Annotated in this window: 16 protein-coding genes and 1 tRNA gene; 10 read left to right on the forward strand and 7 right to left on the reverse strand. The window is 58.9% G+C overall.

Annotation, left to right across the window (positions count from 1 at the left end; translation table 11 throughout):
• Positions 1-239 precede the first annotated feature (239 nt).
• Entirely contained in the window at positions 240-455 is a 216-nt protein-coding gene (locus tag R0I78_RS02270) for an RNA-binding S4 domain-containing protein (protein WP_317074153.1), read from the forward strand.
• 40 nt (positions 456-495) lie between these two features.
• Here the strand turns inward: R0I78_RS02270 and R0I78_RS02275 are convergent.
• Positions 496-572: transfer RNA gene (locus R0I78_RS02275), tRNA-Pro, on the reverse strand.
• Positions 573-622: 50 nt separating this feature from the next.
• Positions 623-1,324 (reverse strand): MOSC domain-containing protein, encoded by a 702-nt coding sequence (locus R0I78_RS02280; protein ID WP_317074154.1) that lies wholly within the window; start codon positions 1,322-1,324, stop codon positions 623-625.
• Between the two features lie 124 nt (positions 1,325-1,448).
• Between R0I78_RS02280 and R0I78_RS02285 the strand changes: the two genes are divergently transcribed.
• The 6 genes from R0I78_RS02285 (at position 1,449) to R0I78_RS02310 (ending at position 5,789) form a co-directional block, all read left to right on the forward strand.
• Positions 1,449-2,438, forward strand: coding sequence for a 2-hydroxyacid dehydrogenase (locus R0I78_RS02285; RefSeq protein ID WP_317074155.1), 990 nt, complete (start codon positions 1,449-1,451; stop codon positions 2,436-2,438).
• 9 nt (positions 2,439-2,447) lie between these two features.
• Positions 2,448-2,858, forward strand: a complete 411-nt coding sequence (locus R0I78_RS02290) for an META domain-containing protein (protein ID WP_019935106.1) — start codon at positions 2,448-2,450, stop codon at positions 2,856-2,858.
• Positions 2,858-3,289 (forward strand): thioredoxin TrxC, encoded by a 432-nt coding sequence (gene trxC / locus R0I78_RS02295; protein ID WP_317074156.1) that lies wholly within the window; start codon positions 2,858-2,860, stop codon positions 3,287-3,289. Before R0I78_RS02290 ends, trxC begins: the two co-directional genes overlap by 1 nt.
• 208 nt (positions 3,290-3,497) lie before the next feature.
• Positions 3,498-4,484: a glutathione S-transferase family protein gene (locus R0I78_RS02300; protein WP_317074157.1), complete on the forward strand. Its 987-nt coding sequence runs from the start codon at positions 3,498-3,500 to the stop codon at positions 4,482-4,484.
• 12 nt (positions 4,485-4,496) lie between these two features.
• Positions 4,497-5,342, forward strand: a complete 846-nt coding sequence (locus R0I78_RS02305; RefSeq protein ID WP_317074158.1) for a pirin family protein — start codon at positions 4,497-4,499, stop codon at positions 5,340-5,342.
• A 30-nt stretch (positions 5,343-5,372) separates the two neighbouring features.
• Positions 5,373-5,789 (forward strand): CoA-binding protein, encoded by a 417-nt coding sequence (locus tag R0I78_RS02310; protein WP_019935110.1) that lies wholly within the window; start codon positions 5,373-5,375, stop codon positions 5,787-5,789.
• A gap of 87 nt (positions 5,790-5,876) precedes the next feature.
• Here the strand turns inward: R0I78_RS02310 and R0I78_RS02315 are convergent, their stop codons facing one another.
• From R0I78_RS02315 to R0I78_RS02335, 5 genes are all read right to left on the reverse strand, one after another.
• Positions 5,877-6,365 carry a copper chaperone PCu(A)C gene (locus R0I78_RS02315; protein WP_317074159.1) on the reverse strand — a complete coding sequence of 163 codons (489 nt, stop codon included), beginning with the start codon at positions 6,363-6,365 and terminating at the stop codon, positions 5,877-5,879.
• Between the two features lie 136 nt (positions 6,366-6,501).
• Positions 6,502-7,029 (reverse strand): response regulator transcription factor, encoded by a 528-nt coding sequence (locus R0I78_RS02320; protein WP_317074160.1) that lies wholly within the window; start codon positions 7,027-7,029, stop codon positions 6,502-6,504.
• Positions 7,026-8,393 (reverse strand): HAMP domain-containing sensor histidine kinase, encoded by a 1,368-nt coding sequence (locus R0I78_RS02325; RefSeq protein ID WP_317074161.1) that lies wholly within the window; start codon positions 8,391-8,393, stop codon positions 7,026-7,028. The genes R0I78_RS02320 and R0I78_RS02325 overlap by 4 nt, the downstream gene beginning before the upstream one ends.
• 146 nt (positions 8,394-8,539) lie before the next feature.
• Entirely contained in the window at positions 8,540-10,492 is a 1,953-nt protein-coding gene (locus R0I78_RS02330; protein ID WP_317074162.1) for a Na+/H+ antiporter NhaC family protein, read from the reverse strand.
• 14 nt (positions 10,493-10,506) lie between these two features.
• Positions 10,507-11,880, reverse strand: a complete 1,374-nt coding sequence (locus R0I78_RS02335) for a glutamine synthetase family protein (RefSeq protein ID WP_317074163.1) — start codon at positions 11,878-11,880, stop codon at positions 10,507-10,509.
• A 275-nt stretch (positions 11,881-12,155) separates the two neighbouring features.
• Between R0I78_RS02335 and R0I78_RS02340 the strand changes: the two genes are divergently transcribed.
• Genes R0I78_RS02340 through R0I78_RS02350 form a run of 3 tightly spaced genes read left to right on the forward strand, consistent with a single transcriptional unit; the run spans position 12,156 to position 15,791 of the window.
• Positions 12,156-12,905 (forward strand): gamma-glutamyl-gamma-aminobutyrate hydrolase family protein, encoded by a 750-nt coding sequence (locus R0I78_RS02340; RefSeq protein ID WP_317074164.1) that lies wholly within the window; start codon positions 12,156-12,158, stop codon positions 12,903-12,905.
• A 26-nt stretch (positions 12,906-12,931) separates the two neighbouring features.
• Positions 12,932-14,293 carry an aspartate aminotransferase family protein gene (locus R0I78_RS02345; RefSeq protein ID WP_317074165.1) on the forward strand — a complete coding sequence of 454 codons (1,362 nt, stop codon included), beginning with the start codon at positions 12,932-12,934 and terminating at the stop codon, positions 14,291-14,293.
• Positions 14,294-14,303: 10 nt separating this feature from the next.
• Positions 14,304-15,791: an aldehyde dehydrogenase gene (locus tag R0I78_RS02350; RefSeq protein WP_317074166.1), complete on the forward strand. Its 1,488-nt coding sequence runs from the start codon at positions 14,304-14,306 to the stop codon at positions 15,789-15,791.
• Positions 15,792-15,813 lie beyond the last annotated feature (22 nt).

Genomic DNA, 15,813 nt, shown 5'->3' on the forward strand with positions numbered 1-15,813 from the left:
CACACACATCGCCAAGCATCACAGGACTCAGAATGGCACAGTCTTGCCTCCAGGGGCAGCGTCAAATCATGAGAAGATAACAACACAGCAAATGGCGTGATCCAAACCGTTTATAATGCCCAGAACCGGACAAAACAGCAAAGAAACAATTGATAAAACCAAGAATTAACCAAAATTGTAAAATTTAAAACTATTTTTACTACTTAAAGCAATTCAAACCACCACCAAAGAGACACTCAATGAACGAAACATTCTACCTGGAAGGCAATGATTTTATTCCCCTGTGCAACCTGCTGAAAGTACTGGGCTGGTGCGACTCGGGTGCCATGGCCAAAGCGGTGATTGATGAGGGGGCCGTGACCGTGAATGGCCAGGTAGAAGTGCGCAAGCGTTGCAAGATAACAGCCGGACAGGAAGTTCACTTTAACGGCCAGACCGTCACGGTCAGCCGATAATAAAAAAGCCTCGCATTACTGCGAGGCTTTTTTGTGAATCTGGTCGGCATGAGAGGATTCGAACCTCCGACCCCTTCGTCCCGAACGAAGTGCGCTACCAGGCTGCGCTACATGCCGTTAACGGAGCGAGAATGTACCGAAACCGCGGTTCCCTTGCAAGCCCTTTTTTAGCTTTGCGTCGCTTTTGGCCCCAATAAGCGCAGAGTCCAGTCATCCACCCGGCCTGCCGCCAGATAATCTGCCGCTTTTTTGCGCCAGTTGGGAGATAAGTGTTCAAGCCCGGCCAGCTCCCGCAATCCATCAGCATCAAAACCGCGGTTGAACACAATATCACCGGCTCGCCTGACCGGCATGCCCGGACAAGGCCGCTCCACCAGCTCAACATTCGCAGCCGGCGGTACCATACCTTCTTCCAGCACCCGCAGCAGCCAGCCGGTACGGCCGTTGGCCTGCACCAGTACCGAGAAAAAGTCATGTCCAAAACGGGCATTGAGTTTATAACAGGGCGAGCGTGGCTGGCTGATTTGCACCAGGGCGTCCCCCAGCCGAAACACATCGCCAATGCAGGCGTTGTCTTCCGTCAGTCCGGTGCCGGACAGGTTCTCGCCAAACGCCCCGGGCACCAGCCGCTCGCGGCTGTCGGTCAGCCCCATGCCCTCGAACCACTGGCGCCACACCGGGTAATGCTCCGCCGGATAATAATGCAACGCCCGCTCGGGTCCGCCATGAAAGCGGGTAGATACCTGCTCGTCTCCTTTCAGTCCGGTGCGGCTGCAGAACAGGGCCGCACTGACCGGCCGTTTATCAATGGCACTGGCAATATCCGGCGTCAGTTGTCCGGCACCGCCGGTGAGCAGGGTCACGAACATGGAAGCTCCCGTTGTTAAAATGACTCAACATAAAATCACTTTTTACTATGGCCGGCAAGCTTGAAAAAACAGGCGGACCATACCAATAATCGTTACATACTCAGGCAAGGGAGCCGCCTTTTAGATGAATATCGCTTTTTTCAGCAACCATCCCTATATGCAGGCCGCGTTTACCGAGCATAACCACAGGCACGGTTTTAACATTACCTGGTTTGATGTTGCCCTGAACGATACAACCGCCTTGCTTGGCCAGGGGTTTGATGCTGTCTGCGTGTTTGTAAACGATCACCTTAACGCCGATGTTATCAGACTGCTGGCTGAAGGCGGCGTCAGGCACATTGCCCTGCGCTGCGCCGGCTACAACAATGTAGACCTGGACGCTGCCAACCGGGCGGGCATGAATGTGGTGCGGGTACCGGCCTACTCTCCTGAAGCCGTGGCCGAACACACAGTAGGGCTGATGCTCACGCTTAACCGCCATATTCACAAGGCCTATCAACGCACCCGTGATGCCAACTTTTCCCTTAACGGCATGGTTGGCTTCAATATGCATGGTAAAACCGCCGGTATTATCGGCGCGGGAAAAATCGGCCTGGCAACGCTGCGCATTCTGAAAGGGCTGGGCATGAAGTTACTGGTACATGATCCTGTTCAGGATGACGCCGTGCTGGCCATGGGAGCAGAATATGCGCCGCTTGAGCAGCTGTTTGCCGAGTCGGACGTGATCAGCCTGCACTGTCCGCTGACGCCTGACAACTATCATCTGCTTAACCGCCACAGCTTTGCGCAGATGAAGCATGGCGTCATGATCATCAACACCAGCCGGGGCGGACTGCTGAATGCCAGAGACGCCATTGATGCCATTAACACTGGTAAAATTGGTCATCTGGGGCTGGATGTATACGAAGAAGAAGAGCACCTGTTTTTTGAAGACAAATCCTGTCAGATAATACAAGACGAGATCTTCCACTTGCTTTCCGCCTATCCTAACGTCATTCTCACTGGACATCAGGCTTTCTTAACAAATGAAGCTCTGTCTGCTATCGCTGAGGTGACTCTCGACAATCTGCAGTGTCTCGCCGATAGTCTGCCCTGTCATAACAAAATTAATTAAGGAGCACTTATGAAACTCGCTTTTGCCGCTACCACCGCTCTGTTACTCACTGCCTGCAGCGGCGGTCTGAAAGTGGTCGAGTCCGACCTGCAGCATCATCACTGGAATCTGACCGCCGTTAACGGTGAAGCCGTTGGTGCCGATATCAAATCAGAGCTGGAAATCGGAGAGCACTTCTCCATTAACGGCCAGGCCGGCTGTAACCGTTTCTTTGGCAGCGCCACTCTGAAGCAGGGCGTGCTCAAGGCAGAACCCCTGGCCACCACACAGATGGCTTGCTCACCGGATGCCCAGAAAGTAGAGATTGCCGTGCTCAACACCCTGAACAAGGGAGCTACCGTGATTCAAGACAGCCAGCAACTCATCCTGAAAGGCGAAGAATATACCCTGACCTACCAACTGGCCGACTGGATGAAATAATGTGCGAGCAGTTCCTGGTATGTCCGGCCTGTTCGGCACGCAACCGGGTGCCGGCAGCGCGGCTGCAACAGGCCCCGAAATGTGGCAAGTGCAAAGCTGAGCTGACACCAGCGACAGCGCTTGAGCTGGATGGCCCGGCTCTGGAGCGCTTGCTGGTAAACGAAAGCCTGCCGTTAGTGCTGGACTTCTGGGCCCCCTGGTGCGGCCCCTGCAAAATGATGGCCCCCATATTTGAAGCTGCCGCCGGTGAGCTTGCCGGCCGTTTGCGCCTGGCCAAGCTGAACACCGAGGAGCATCAGCAGGCCGCAGCCCGTTTTGGCATTCGCTCCATTCCCACCCTGATCGTGTTTAAAAACGGTAAGGAAATTGCCCGCCAGTCCGGTGCCCTGCCCGCTGGCCAGCTGAATCAGTGGTTACGTCAGTTTTATTGATGACAGTTCCGGCACTGCTGAGTCAGTGCCGTACTGTCTTTGATTCCGGCATCAAATTGTTTAACACGCCAACTTCACAACACGTTTCAGGCATTTCCATGTGAATATCATTCACATTTTTTGAATAGTCGGCTCGAATATTCCCGCTTTATGAAAGACATACCGGCTTCCATACTGAACCCAGGTTTATCGTTAACGGAGGCAAGCCATGGGCAAGCTGATAGAAGGGGTATGGCATGATGTCTGGTATAACACCGACAAGAATAAAGGCCGCTTTGAGCGCAGTGAAAGCCGCTACCGCAACTGGGTGACGGCCGATGGCAGCCCAGGCCCCACAGGTGACGGCGGTTTTGCTGCCGAGCCGGACCGCTACCATCTTTATGTGTCGCTCGCCTGCCCCTGGGCTCACCGCACCCTGATTATGCGCAAGCTCAAAGGCCTTGAGGATCTGATTACCATCTCTGTGGTACATCCGTTAATGCAAGAGCACGGCTGGACCTTTGACACCGGCTTTGACGATACCACCGGCGACCAGCTTTACGGGCACAACTACCTGCACCAGCTTTACACACAGGCTGACCCGCACTATTCGGGCCGGGTGACCGTACCCATTCTGTGGGACAAACAACGCCAGACCATTGTCAGTAACGAGTCGGCAGATATAGTACGGATGTTCAACAGCGCCTTTGACAAGGTCGGTGCCCACACCGGCAACTACTATCCGGCTGAGCTGCAGGAACAAATAGAGCAGCTCAATAGCACTATTTACGATACGGTTAATAACGGCGTATACAAGGCCGGTTTTGCCACCAGTCAGGCCGCCTACGACGAGGCCATTGAGCCGCTGTTCGCGACGCTTGATCGGCTGGAACAACACCTGAACACCCGGCGCTGGCTGCTGGGCAACCGGCTTACCGAAGCCGACATTCGGTTGTGGACTACCCTGGTTCGCTTTGATGCGGTCTATCACACTCACTTCAAGTGTGATCGCAGGCGTATCAGTGATTATCACAATCTTTATGGTTTATTAAGAGACCTCTATCAACAAACGGGCATCGCTGACACCGTCAATATGGATCATATTCGCCATCACTATTTCTGCAGCCACTCAACCATTAACCCCAGCGGTATTATTTCGGCGGGGCCGCAACAGGACTGGTGGCAACCTCATGATCGGGCAGGCCGTTTTTTGTAAGGAGCGACCTATATGACAGCAAGAACCATCACCACGCTTTATCCGCCGCTGGATACTCAGGATGGTGCCGGTGTGCGCCTGCGCCGGGTACTGGGGCAGCATCAGCATCAACGCATGGATCCCTTTCTGATGATGGATCACTTCGTTTCTGATGAGGCCGCCGACTACATTGCCGGCTTTCCCGATCATCCGCATCGGGGGTTTGAAACCATTACCTATATGCTGGACGGGCACATGTTGCACCGGGATCATATGGGTAACCAAGGTCATCTGCGTCCCGGTGACCTACAATGGATGACGGCTGGCCGTGGGGTAATCCACTCAGAAATGCCCCAGCAGGAAGCCGGTCGCATGCAGGGGTTTCAAATCTGGCTCAATCTGCCGGCAGCACTCAAAATGCAACCGGCCCGTTACCAGGATATTCCTGCTGATCAGCTGCCGCGCATTCCCCTTGCAGACAATGGCAAACTGGTGCTGCTGGCTGGAGAACTGCGCCTGGCAGATCAAATCTGGACAGGGCCCATCCGCAGCGAGCATACTCAGCCGCTTATTGCCGATATTCATCTTGCTCCCGAACAGCCGCTGACACTGCCCCTGACAAAGGAGCTAAACGCGCTGTTATATGCCTTTGAAGGCGATATCAGGGTCAATGAGCAGGCTTTGCCTGCAAGGCAAAGCGCTATTCTGAGTGCAGGGGACCACCTTATACTGACGGCAGGCAGCAGCGGAGGCAGAGCACTGCTGCTGGCAGGACGGCCGCTTCATGAGCCCGTAGTGCAGTACGGCCCTTTTGTGATGAACACACAAGCAGAAATTGAACAGGCGATGATGGATTACCGGGCAGGCAAACTGGTATAACTGCCTTTTTAAACTCAGCAGGAAATCATCATGGAAGCATCTGAACAGCAACGACTGAAAACGATTCTTTCAAACACTCACAATATTGCTGTGGTGGGTGCCTCAAACCGCCCCGAACGGGCCAGCTATCAGGTAATGGAATATCTGCAACAGCAAGGCTACCGGGTGTTTCCGGTTAATCCGCAGCTGGCCGGTGCTGTTATTCTGGGGGAGACCTGTGTCTCGGGCCTGGAGGATCTGGATGAGCCGGTGCAACTGGTGAACGTGTTTCGCCGGGGCGAATATGCCGCTGATATTGCCGATGAAGCCATTGAGCACGAAGCGCTATGCCTGTGGCTGCAGGAAGGCATTACCAGCCACTCAGCGGCAGAGGCAGCCGCCGAGGCCGAGCTGGAATATGTGGAAGACAGCTGCATCAAGGTAGTGCACCGGGAATTGCTGGGGTAAGGAAAAAGTCGTCTGTAGCCGCTCCCTTTACTCTCCTTGTTAGCACCTTTGCAATAATAAAGGGGCCATCCTGGCCTCTTTTGAAACTTAGTGGTGGTGATGCCCTTCATCGTGGGCCATCTTCACTGGCTCGGGCGCAGTGGCGTCCACGGATATTTCTACTTCCACCTCACCGGCCTGCTCAAAGTTCAGGGTCAGAGGAAAGCGGTCGCCTTCCTTGGGTGCCTGTTTCAGCCCCATCAGCATCAGGTGATGGCCGCCCGGGGCCAGGGTGACAGCCTCACCTGCAGGCACCGGCAGATTGTCGAGCTGGCGCATTTTCATCATGTCACCGTCCATCACATGGGTATGGATCTCCACTCGCTCGGATACCGGACTCTCGGCGCTCAGCAGCACATCATCGGTGTTGCCATGGTTATTTATCACCAGATAGGCGCTGCCGTTGACCGCCATGGGCGGGGCCGGACGACTCCACGGGTGATCAATATGCAGGCCGCCCTGCTCATATTCGTGAGCTACAACACCAGTGGCGCTCAGCAGCAACAAAGAGGCAAGGGCACTACGCATTAGCTTCATGTTTTCACTCCTTAAAATAAAAAAGAGCGGCACCGGTTGGCACCGCTGGAATCCGTTGCACGGGTAGTGAAAGATGAGTCCCGTTTATAGTAGAAAAAAGTGACTCGTTGCACCATGCGGCACATTGTCGCAGCGGTTAACGACTGACAGCGTGCTTTTGCAGCATGCGCTGCAGAGTACGCCTGTGCATGCCCAGGGCGCGGGCAGTGGCCGAAATATTGCCATCGTGCTGCTGCAATACAAACTGCACATATTCCCACTGATGACGTTTGAGCGACGGGGATTCCTCCTCGATACTCAGGCCCGCGGTCTGCCCGGCATCATCTTCTTCAAACGCGGCAAGAATGGTGTCAATTTCTGCCGGTTTGGGCAGGTACTGCACCGCACCCAGTTTGATGGCGGCAATGGCGGTACTGATGCTGGCATAACCGGTGAGCACCACAATACGCGCTCGAGGCTGAGCCGCCACCAGCTCCGGCAGCAGTTGCAGGCCGCTTTCGCCATTCAGGTTCAGATCCAGCAAAATGCCCTGAAAGCGGGCCGGCAGCGCCAGCGCCTCGTCGCCGGTGGCCGCCCACTCCAGATTCAACCCGCGACGTTTAAAGCCCCGGCACAACAGGCGGGCAAAGGTTTCGTTGTCATCCACCAGCAAAAAGTCGGTCATGCGCTCGGCTCCAGAGGCAGCAAAATGCGGGCATAGACGCCGCCTTCGGCGTGATTACTGAGTTCCAGCCGGCCGTTCAGCCGCGACAGAGTCGCGTGAGACAGCCAGACTCCGAGCCCGAGACCGGCGGGTTTGCCCGAGTCAAACTGATCCAGTCCGGCCCGGCGCAACTGGGCTTCGCTCAGCACCCCACTGCGGTTATGCACGCCCAACTCCCAGTCGCCGTTGTCGTGCAAATGCGTGTGCAGTTCAATGCGGCCTTCGCCGGCATCGGCGGCATTATTAAGAATGTTGAACAGCGCCGGCCAGAACAGCGGGCTGAGCTGAACAGTCTGATCCGCCACCGGTCGCTGCCAGTCTACCCGCACTTCCGGCCGCAGGTTCTGCCACTGAGCCAGCCGCTCGCCAAGGGTGTGATACAGCCGAACCGGCTCCCGCTCCGCCTGACTCTGAGACTTAAGCCGGCTCAGGATATCGGCGCATTGCGCCAGCTGGGTATGGGCCAGTTGCAGATCTTCCTGCACTTCTTCAGGCAGATCAGGAGTCTCGCGCAGCTCTTCGTTAAGCAGAAACAGGTTGTTAAGGGGAGTAGACAACTGATGAGTCAGGCTCGCCGCCTCCATCGCCAGCACCAGCAGCCGCTCATCGGTGTCCTGACGCTGATAGGCCTGATTGAGCCGCCGCTCCCGCTCGCCGAGAATACGCACCAGCCGGGATACACAGGCGGTGATCAGCCCCGCCGACAGGGCAAAGGTCAGCCACATGCCAATCAGATGAAGATTAAACAGCGCCTCATGATCGCCATGGCCAGCGTGCTCCCCTGTAGGCAGCGGCAGGTTCCAGAAAAACAACAGCAAATACAGCACGATGGCGATAGCAGTCAGCCACCAGGAAAAACGGGGTGGACACACCAGTGCCGCCATCACCAGTGGCAGCAAAAACAATACTGCCAGCGGATTGCTGGCACCGCCGGTCAGCCCCAGCACCAGCCCCAGCGCCAGCACATCCAGCAGCAGACCGAATTCCAGCAGCCGCTGTGCCGGCCGGCCTCTGCGCCAGTCGCGGGTCAAAAACAGATTCACACCGGCCATACCGGCCGCCACCAATGCCAGTGGCAGCAGCGGCAGCCTGAGTTGCAACAGATAAAACACCAGAGTGCTGGTACCGAGCACAGCCACAAACACCCAACGGCTGTACAGGCTGAAGCGCAGCACGCGATCCAGATCGAGCAGGGGCAACGTAGCGGAAACGGGTTTGGTCATGGCGGCTGAATAACACACAAACAAAGGGGCCATGGTAGCACGAATAAAAACGCCGCAAGTGCGGCGAAATGTCGCACTTGCGGCGTTTTTTGCCTGGGTCATTCCGGCCCTTGAGCCGGAATCCATTCTGCAGACAACTTAGAAATCCGCTCCTGAACTCCGGCCCGTCATGCTGAACCTGATTCAGTACGGAGTGACGGTATTTGTAGAGCCGTGCAACCCTGCTGCTGCTTCACATTGCCAAATCCTCAGGAGGGTGTTTTGGCTACCTTAACAGGCTCAACAGTGACCGACTCTATTTCCTCGGCGTCGGCGCGCTTGCCCAGCAGTCGCAGGCCGGCGGCCATGGCCAGGGTGCAGAGTACGATGCCCAGCCACCAGGGCATGCCGTAGGCCACGGGCACCACACCGAGCAGGGTGGCAATCACCCCCACAAACAGCGCATAGGGCAGCTGAGTACGCACATGCTCCACCAGACCACAGCCCGAGGCCATGGCCGCCAGCAGCGTGGTCTCGGCCAGGGGCGAACAATGGTCGCCCCAGACCGCCCCCGCCAGCACCGCCGCCACCGAGGCGTAGAACAGGTGCATGGCTTCAGGATCACCGGCCAGGCCGTGGTGCTGCAGCACCGCCCAGGCCAGAGGCACCACCAGCGGCATCATGATGCCCATCACCCCCCAGGATGAGCCGGTGGCAAAGGCGGTAAAGGCCGACAGCACAAACACGCTCACCGGAATCAGCTCCGGCTGCAGGCTGTCGCTGAGCACGCTCACCAGGTAGTCGCTGGTGTTCAGGGTTTCGTTCACCGACGACAACGCCCAGGCCATCATCAGAATGGTGATGGGCAGCAGCATCGACTTCACCCCTTCAAACCAGTAATGGGCGGCCTCGTCCATGCTCAGCAAGCCCTGAATACGGGTCATCACCAGTGCCACCAGGGTACTGAGCAGTGAGCCCCACATCATGGCGGTAAAGGAGTCGCTGTTACCGAACACCTCCCGCAGGCTGGCCTCAGCAGGAAAACCCAGCTCACTCATGCCGGTATACCAGATGCCCCCAAGGGTAGTGAACACCAGTACCGTCATCGGAATAATGGCGTTCAGAGCCCGGTGGGGAATACCCGGCTTGGCGTCAATGCTGGCTTCCTCAGCAATGGCTTCCCGGTCGGTGAGTTCGTCGTCCGCTTCCAGTTGCTGCCTCACTGCTCTTTGCTCAGCCTTGAGCATGGGGCCAAAGTCACGGCCGGAAAGGCTGATCATAAACACAAACACCAGCGCCAGAATGGGATAAAAACTGTAGCTGATCGAAGCCATAAACACGCCGTAGGCAGATCCCTCAAATCCGTCCACCAGCCGGAGTGCCTCGTCAATCAATCCCACCTGAAAACCGATCCAGGTGGTCACCAGCAAAATGGCAGATACCGGGGCGGCAGTGGAGTCCACCAGGTAGGCCAGCTTTTCCCGGGAGATCCGCAGCCTGTCGGTGATGTTGCGCATGGTATTGCCCACAATCAGGGCATTGGCGTAGTCATCAAAGAAAATGGCGGTACCCAGCAAACCCGTGGTGGTCTGGGCGCTGCGCCGGCCGCGCACAAAGCGGGTAATGTGCCGGGCAATGCCCACGGTGCCGCCGTTGCGCGAGATAATGCCCACCATGCCGCCGATCAGCAGGCAGAACAGCACCACCGACATATGCTCCGAGTCGCTGGCGGCGGCCAGCACGTGCACGTTCACCGAGTCGAGCACGCTGTTAAGCAGCTTGTCGCCGGCCAGACCATAACCCAGCCAGCCGCCACAGCAGATAGCCACAAACAGCGCCAGAATCACCTGCCGGAACGCCAGCGCCAGCACAATGGCCAGCAGCGCCGGCACCACCGACAGCCAGGCCGCAATGGCCGGACTGGCCGTTGCGGCCAGCACGGTGCCGGCCTCATTCTGCAGTCTGAGCGCCAGGCTGTCGGCACCGGTCACCAGCTCTATGGTTGCTTCGCCGTCCAGCGGCATCAGGGCATGACGACGATCCCCCTGCACCAGCCACAGCGGCTGGTCGGTGATGCCGCTCACCGTCACCTCAAAGGGAATGCCTTTCAGTACCAGTGCAGGCACTTCCAGGCTGGGGGCATCGGCCCGGGCCAACCCGGGCAGCACTAAAAAAAGGGCCAGCAGCGGCATCAGCCAGCGGCGAAAGTTACATCCTTCCATGGGACTTGCTCCTGTCAGACCGAACGCAGATACCAGTCATACTCCTGCGAGCTGACATGGCGCATAAACAGTTGCCGTTCGCCGTAGCGGTTGGCGTGGTACACCCGGCAAAACTCCTGCCCCAGGTATTCCGGCAGGATCTCATTTTGCTGCCACTGATCCAGAGCCTGGATCCAGCTGTTGGGCAGACTGGGAGGATGGCTGGCATAGGCGTTGCCGGTGGCGGGCTCGGGCGCTTGCAGCTGATGAGTCAGGCCATAATGAATGCCAGCCAGAATGCTGGCCACCAGCAGGTAGGGGTTGGCATCAGCACCGGCCACACGGTGCTCCAAACGACGGGCGGCGGGGTTGCCACCAGGCACGCGTACCGCCACAGTGCGGTTGTCGGCACCCCAGGTCTGGCTCATAGGCACATAATAGCCGGGCTGAAAACGGCGGTAGCTGTTGGCATTGGGTGCAAACACCACCATCGACTCGGGCATCAGCGCCAGCACCCCGGCCACCGCCTGTTGCAGCAGCTCACTGCCCAGAGCCTGCTCGTTGTTACCGCAGAAAAGGTTATTGCCGTCGTTATCCACCAGGCTCACATGAATATGAGTACCGCTGCCCGCCTCCTGGTTGTAGGGCTTGGCCATAAAGGTGGCTTCCATGCTGTGGCGCGCCGCCACGCCCTTGATCAGCCGTTTGAGCAACACCGCTTCATCGCAGGCCTGCATGGCATCAGGTCGGTGCTTGAGATTAATCTCGAACTGGCCCGGGGCACACTCGGCAATGGCGGTGTCCACCGGCAGGTTCTGAGTCATGGCCGACTGCTGAATGCTTTCAAGAAAATCGCAATAGTCATCCAGATCCGACAGCGAATACACCTGACACTGACGATCCCGCTTGCCACTCACCGGCGACACCGGCGGCTGCAGCTGGTGCTCGTCGTCGCGCTCCCGGTCGATCACATAAAACTCGGTTTCCACCGCCACCACCGGCGTCAGGCCCAGCGCGGAAAAGCGATCCAGCACCCGCTGCAGCACATGACGAGGATCGTACACAAAGGGACTATGATCGTTTTCATACATGCTCATCAGCAGCTGGGCACAGGGTCTGTCCTGCCAGGGCACCCGGCTCAGGGTGCCGGGCACCGGAAAGCACAGCCGGTCACCCTCGCCCTGATCCAGCCCCAGTCCGGTTTCCTCAATGGTATTGCCGTTAATGTCGAGGGCAAACAGCGAGGCCGGCAGGCAGACCCCTTCCTCGTAGGCCTTGAGCAGGCTGTCCCGGGGAATGCGCTTGCCGCGGATCACCCCGTTGATGTCGCCGATCATCAGATCGATGGAATTAATATCCGGGTTTCGTTCCAGAAACTCCCGGGCCTCTTGCATGCCCCTGTCACTCATGGTGACCTCCATGTTGCGTTTTAATAACCATCCAGAATGTCATTTGTTATAGGATAATGAACACAACAAGACAATCACTCGAGCACCACAAAAGTTAAAACTTTGTAAAAAAGAGTTAACTACGTCACATAAATTAAACCAAAGCTGCTTTTTTAGGCCGTTAATCACTGGATTTCGTGCAGTTACCGTGCTTCCATGCCGTTATGGATTCGGCACACAGGGCCGTTGAATATATAAACCAACTGGTTTGAGCAGGTGAACGCATGGAAAGAATAATGCACAAGCCTCTGATCGGCGTCACCGCCTGTCAGCGGCAGATTGAAGGGCACCAGTGCCACATGGTGGTGAACAAGTACGTGGACGCCCTGCGCCATTCGGCGAAGGTGGAAGTGGTGCTGCTGCCGGCCCTGGCCGAGGGCCTGAACGAAGGGATCCTGGAGCGCCTCGACGGCCTTTGCCTCACCGGCAGCTACAGCAATGTGGATCCGCGCCATTACGCCGCCGATCAGGAGCATGTGGACTGCCGGCTGGATCCCGATCGGGACGGATCCGCACTGTCGCTGATCCGTGCCGCCCGCCGGCTGCAACTGCCGCTGCTCGGCATCTGCCGCGGCCTGCAGGAAATGAACGTGGCCTGGGGCGGCAGCCTGCGCCAACCGCTGCAGGAACTGCCCGGCCTGATGGATCACCGCGAGCCGGACAGCGGCGGAGTGAACTCGCATTACGAGCCGGCTCATGCCCTCAGTCTGAACCCGGACGGCCTGCTGCACCGGCTCACCGGTGAGCTGAACTTCGAGGTGAACTCATTGCACCAGCAGGGCATCGACCGCCTGGGCGAAGGCCTGCTGGCCGAGGCCCTTGCCCCGGACGGCCTGGTGGAAGCCATCAGCGATCCCACCCTGCCTTTTGCCCTGGGCGTGCAGTGGCACCCGGAGTGGCGCACCGACGAACACCCGCTCTATGCCGCCATTTTTACCGCCTTTGGCGCGGCCTGCGCGAACTACCGCCAGCGCGTCAACGCCTGAACAACATGAAGAAAAAGGACACCATCATGCATCAGTACAACACTCAAGACCTGCGCAAACAGGACGGCCAGCACCACCTGCACCCCTTTACCGACACCAAGGATCTGGGCAGCAACAGCCGCATAATTACCGGTGCTGAAGGCATTTATATTATTGATTCCGAAGGCAACCGTATTCTCGATGCCATGGCCGGCCTGTGGTGCGTGAATCTGGGCTATGGCCGCCAGGAGCTGGTGGACGCCGCCGCCACCCAGATGACCGAGCTGCCCTACTACAACAACTTCTTCAAGACCGCCCACCCGCCGGCGATCAAACTGGCCAAAAAGCTCACCGAGCTGGCCCCCGAGCACATCAACCACGTGTTCTTTACCGGCTCCGGTTCCGAGTCCAACGACACGGTCGTGCGCATGGTGCGCCGCTACTGGCAGCTCAAGGGCCAGCCGGAAAAAACCGTGATCATCGGCCGGCGCAACGGCTACCACGGCTCCACCGTGGCCGGTGCCAGTCTGGGCGGTATGGCCCCCATGCACGAGCAGGGCGGCCCCATGCTGGCGGACGTGGAGCACATCGCTCAGCCCTACTGGTTCGGCGAAGGCCGGGAAATGAGCCCGGAAGCATTCGGCCTGCTGGCGGCGCGGTCGCTGGAGCAGAAGATCAAGGAGCTGGGGGTAGACCGGGTGGCGGCCTTTATTGCCGAGCCGGTGCAGGGTGCCGGCGGCGTGATCATTCCGCCCGAGAGCTACTGGCCAGAAGTGCAGCGTATTTGCGATCACTACGGCATTCTGCTGATCGCCGACGAAGTGATCTGCGGCTTTGGCCGGCTGGGTCAGTGGTTCGGCAGCCAGCATTTCAACATCAAGCCCGATCTTATGCCCATCGCCAAAGGACTGTCTTCCGGCTACCTGCCCATCGGCGGCGTGCTGGTGGGTGATCGGGTGGCCGAAACCCTGATCGAACAGGGCGGTGAGTTCTACCACGGCTTTACCTACTCCGGTCACCCGGCCTGCGCCGCCGTGGCCCTGCGCAACCTGGAGCTGATGGAAGAAGGCGGCGTGCTGGAACACGTACGCGAGGTGGCCGCGCCCTATTTTGCCGAGCGCTGGGCCAGCCTGGCGGATCACCCGCTGGTGGGCGAGGCCCGCAGCCTGGGGTTGCTGGGTGCCCTGGAGCTGGTGGCCGACAAGACCAGCCTGGCGCGCTTTGAGCCAGGCATCGGCGGCCGCTGCCGGGACAACTGCTTTAACACCGGCATCGTAATGCGCTCCGTGGGCGAAACCATGGTGGTGTCTCCGCCCCTGGTGATCACCAAGCCCGAAATCGACGAGCTGGTGCGCCTGGCCCGCGAGAGCCTGGACGCCACCGCCCGCCAGCTGGGCATTATGAGCTGAGGAGGCGACCATGACGCAACATTCTCTTGCCCACTGGCAAGCCTTAAGTGAAGGACTGCGGCCCGAGGGCCGCGCCTTTATCAACGGCCGTTACTGCGACGCTATTTCCGGCGAACACTTTGCCAGCCACAACCCCGCCACCGGACAGCCACTGGCCGAGGTGGCCAGCTGCGACGAGCAGGACGCCAACCTGGCGGTGGCCCACGCGCGCACCGCCCTGCCCCACTGGGCCGGCCTGGCCCCGGCCGAGCGCAAGCGCATTCTGCTGCAGTTCGCCAATCTGGTAGAGCAGCACGCCGAGGAGCTGGCGCTGCTGGAAACCCTGGACATGGGCAAGCCCATCTCCAACAGCCTGGAAGTGGACCTGCCCGCGGCAGTGCGCTGCCTCCGCTGGAATGCCGAGGCCATCGACAAGGTATATGGCGAAATCGCCCCCACCGCCGCCAGCAGCCTGGGGCTGGTGACCCGGGAACCCTTGGGGGTGGTGGCCGCCATCGTGCCCTGGAACTTTCCGCTGATGATGGCCTGCTGGAAAATCGCCCCGGCCCTGGCCGCCGGCAATACCGTTATTTTAAAGCCCTCGGAGAAATCTCCGCTGAGTGCGCTGCGGCTGGCGGCGCTGGCCCATGAGGCCGGCCTGCCCGCCGGCGTGTTGCAGGTGCTACCCGGCTACGGTCACACCGTGGGCAAGGCCCTGGCCCTGCACATGGACGTGAACGCCCTGGCCTTTACCGGCTCCACCGGCGTGGGCAAGCTGCTGACCCAGTATGCGGGCGAGTCCAACCTGAAACGCACCTTTATGGAGTGCGGCGGCAAGAGCGCCAATATCGTGTTTGCCGACGCCGGCAATCTGGATCGCGTGGCGCAACAGGCGGCCCAGGCCATTTTCTACAACCAGGGTGAAGTGTGCATCGCCGGATCCCGGCTGCTGGTGGAAAACGCCATCAAGGACGAGCTGGTGGAACGCATCCTGCACCACGCCGCCGCCTGGCAGCCCGGCAACCCGTTGGACCCGGCCACCGCCATGGGCGCCATTGTCGATGCCACCCAGCTCGACGGCATTGCCGGCCACGTGGCGGCAGCACAGCAGCAGGGCGCGCGCCTGCGCACCGGCGGCGAACCGGTGAGCGTGAACGGCGGCCTGTATTTTGCTCCCACCGTGTTTGATAACGTGAACAACGGCATGGCGCTGGCGCGAGAAGAGGTGTTCGGCCCGGTGCTGGCGGTGATCGGCTTTGACAGCGCCGACGAGGCGGTTGCTATCGCCAACGACTCACCCTACGGCCTGGCGGCGGCGGTCTGGACCCAAAACCTGGACCGCGCCCTGACCACGGCACGACGACTGGAGTCGGGCCAGGTGTTCGTCAACAACTACGCCGGCGGTGACATGACGGTGCCCTTTGGCGGCTATAAACAGTCCGGCAACGGCCGCGACAAGTCGCTGCATTCCCTGGACGAATACAGCCAGCTGAAAACCACCTGGATTGAGTTCGGGTGAGCTGATCGTCATGTGAAGCACC

Origin of the sequence: Oceanimonas sp. CAM02 (genome assembly GCF_032842915.1) — a bacterium.
Classification (GTDB): Bacteria; Pseudomonadota; Gammaproteobacteria; order Enterobacterales; family Aeromonadaceae; genus Oceanimonas; species Oceanimonas smirnovii.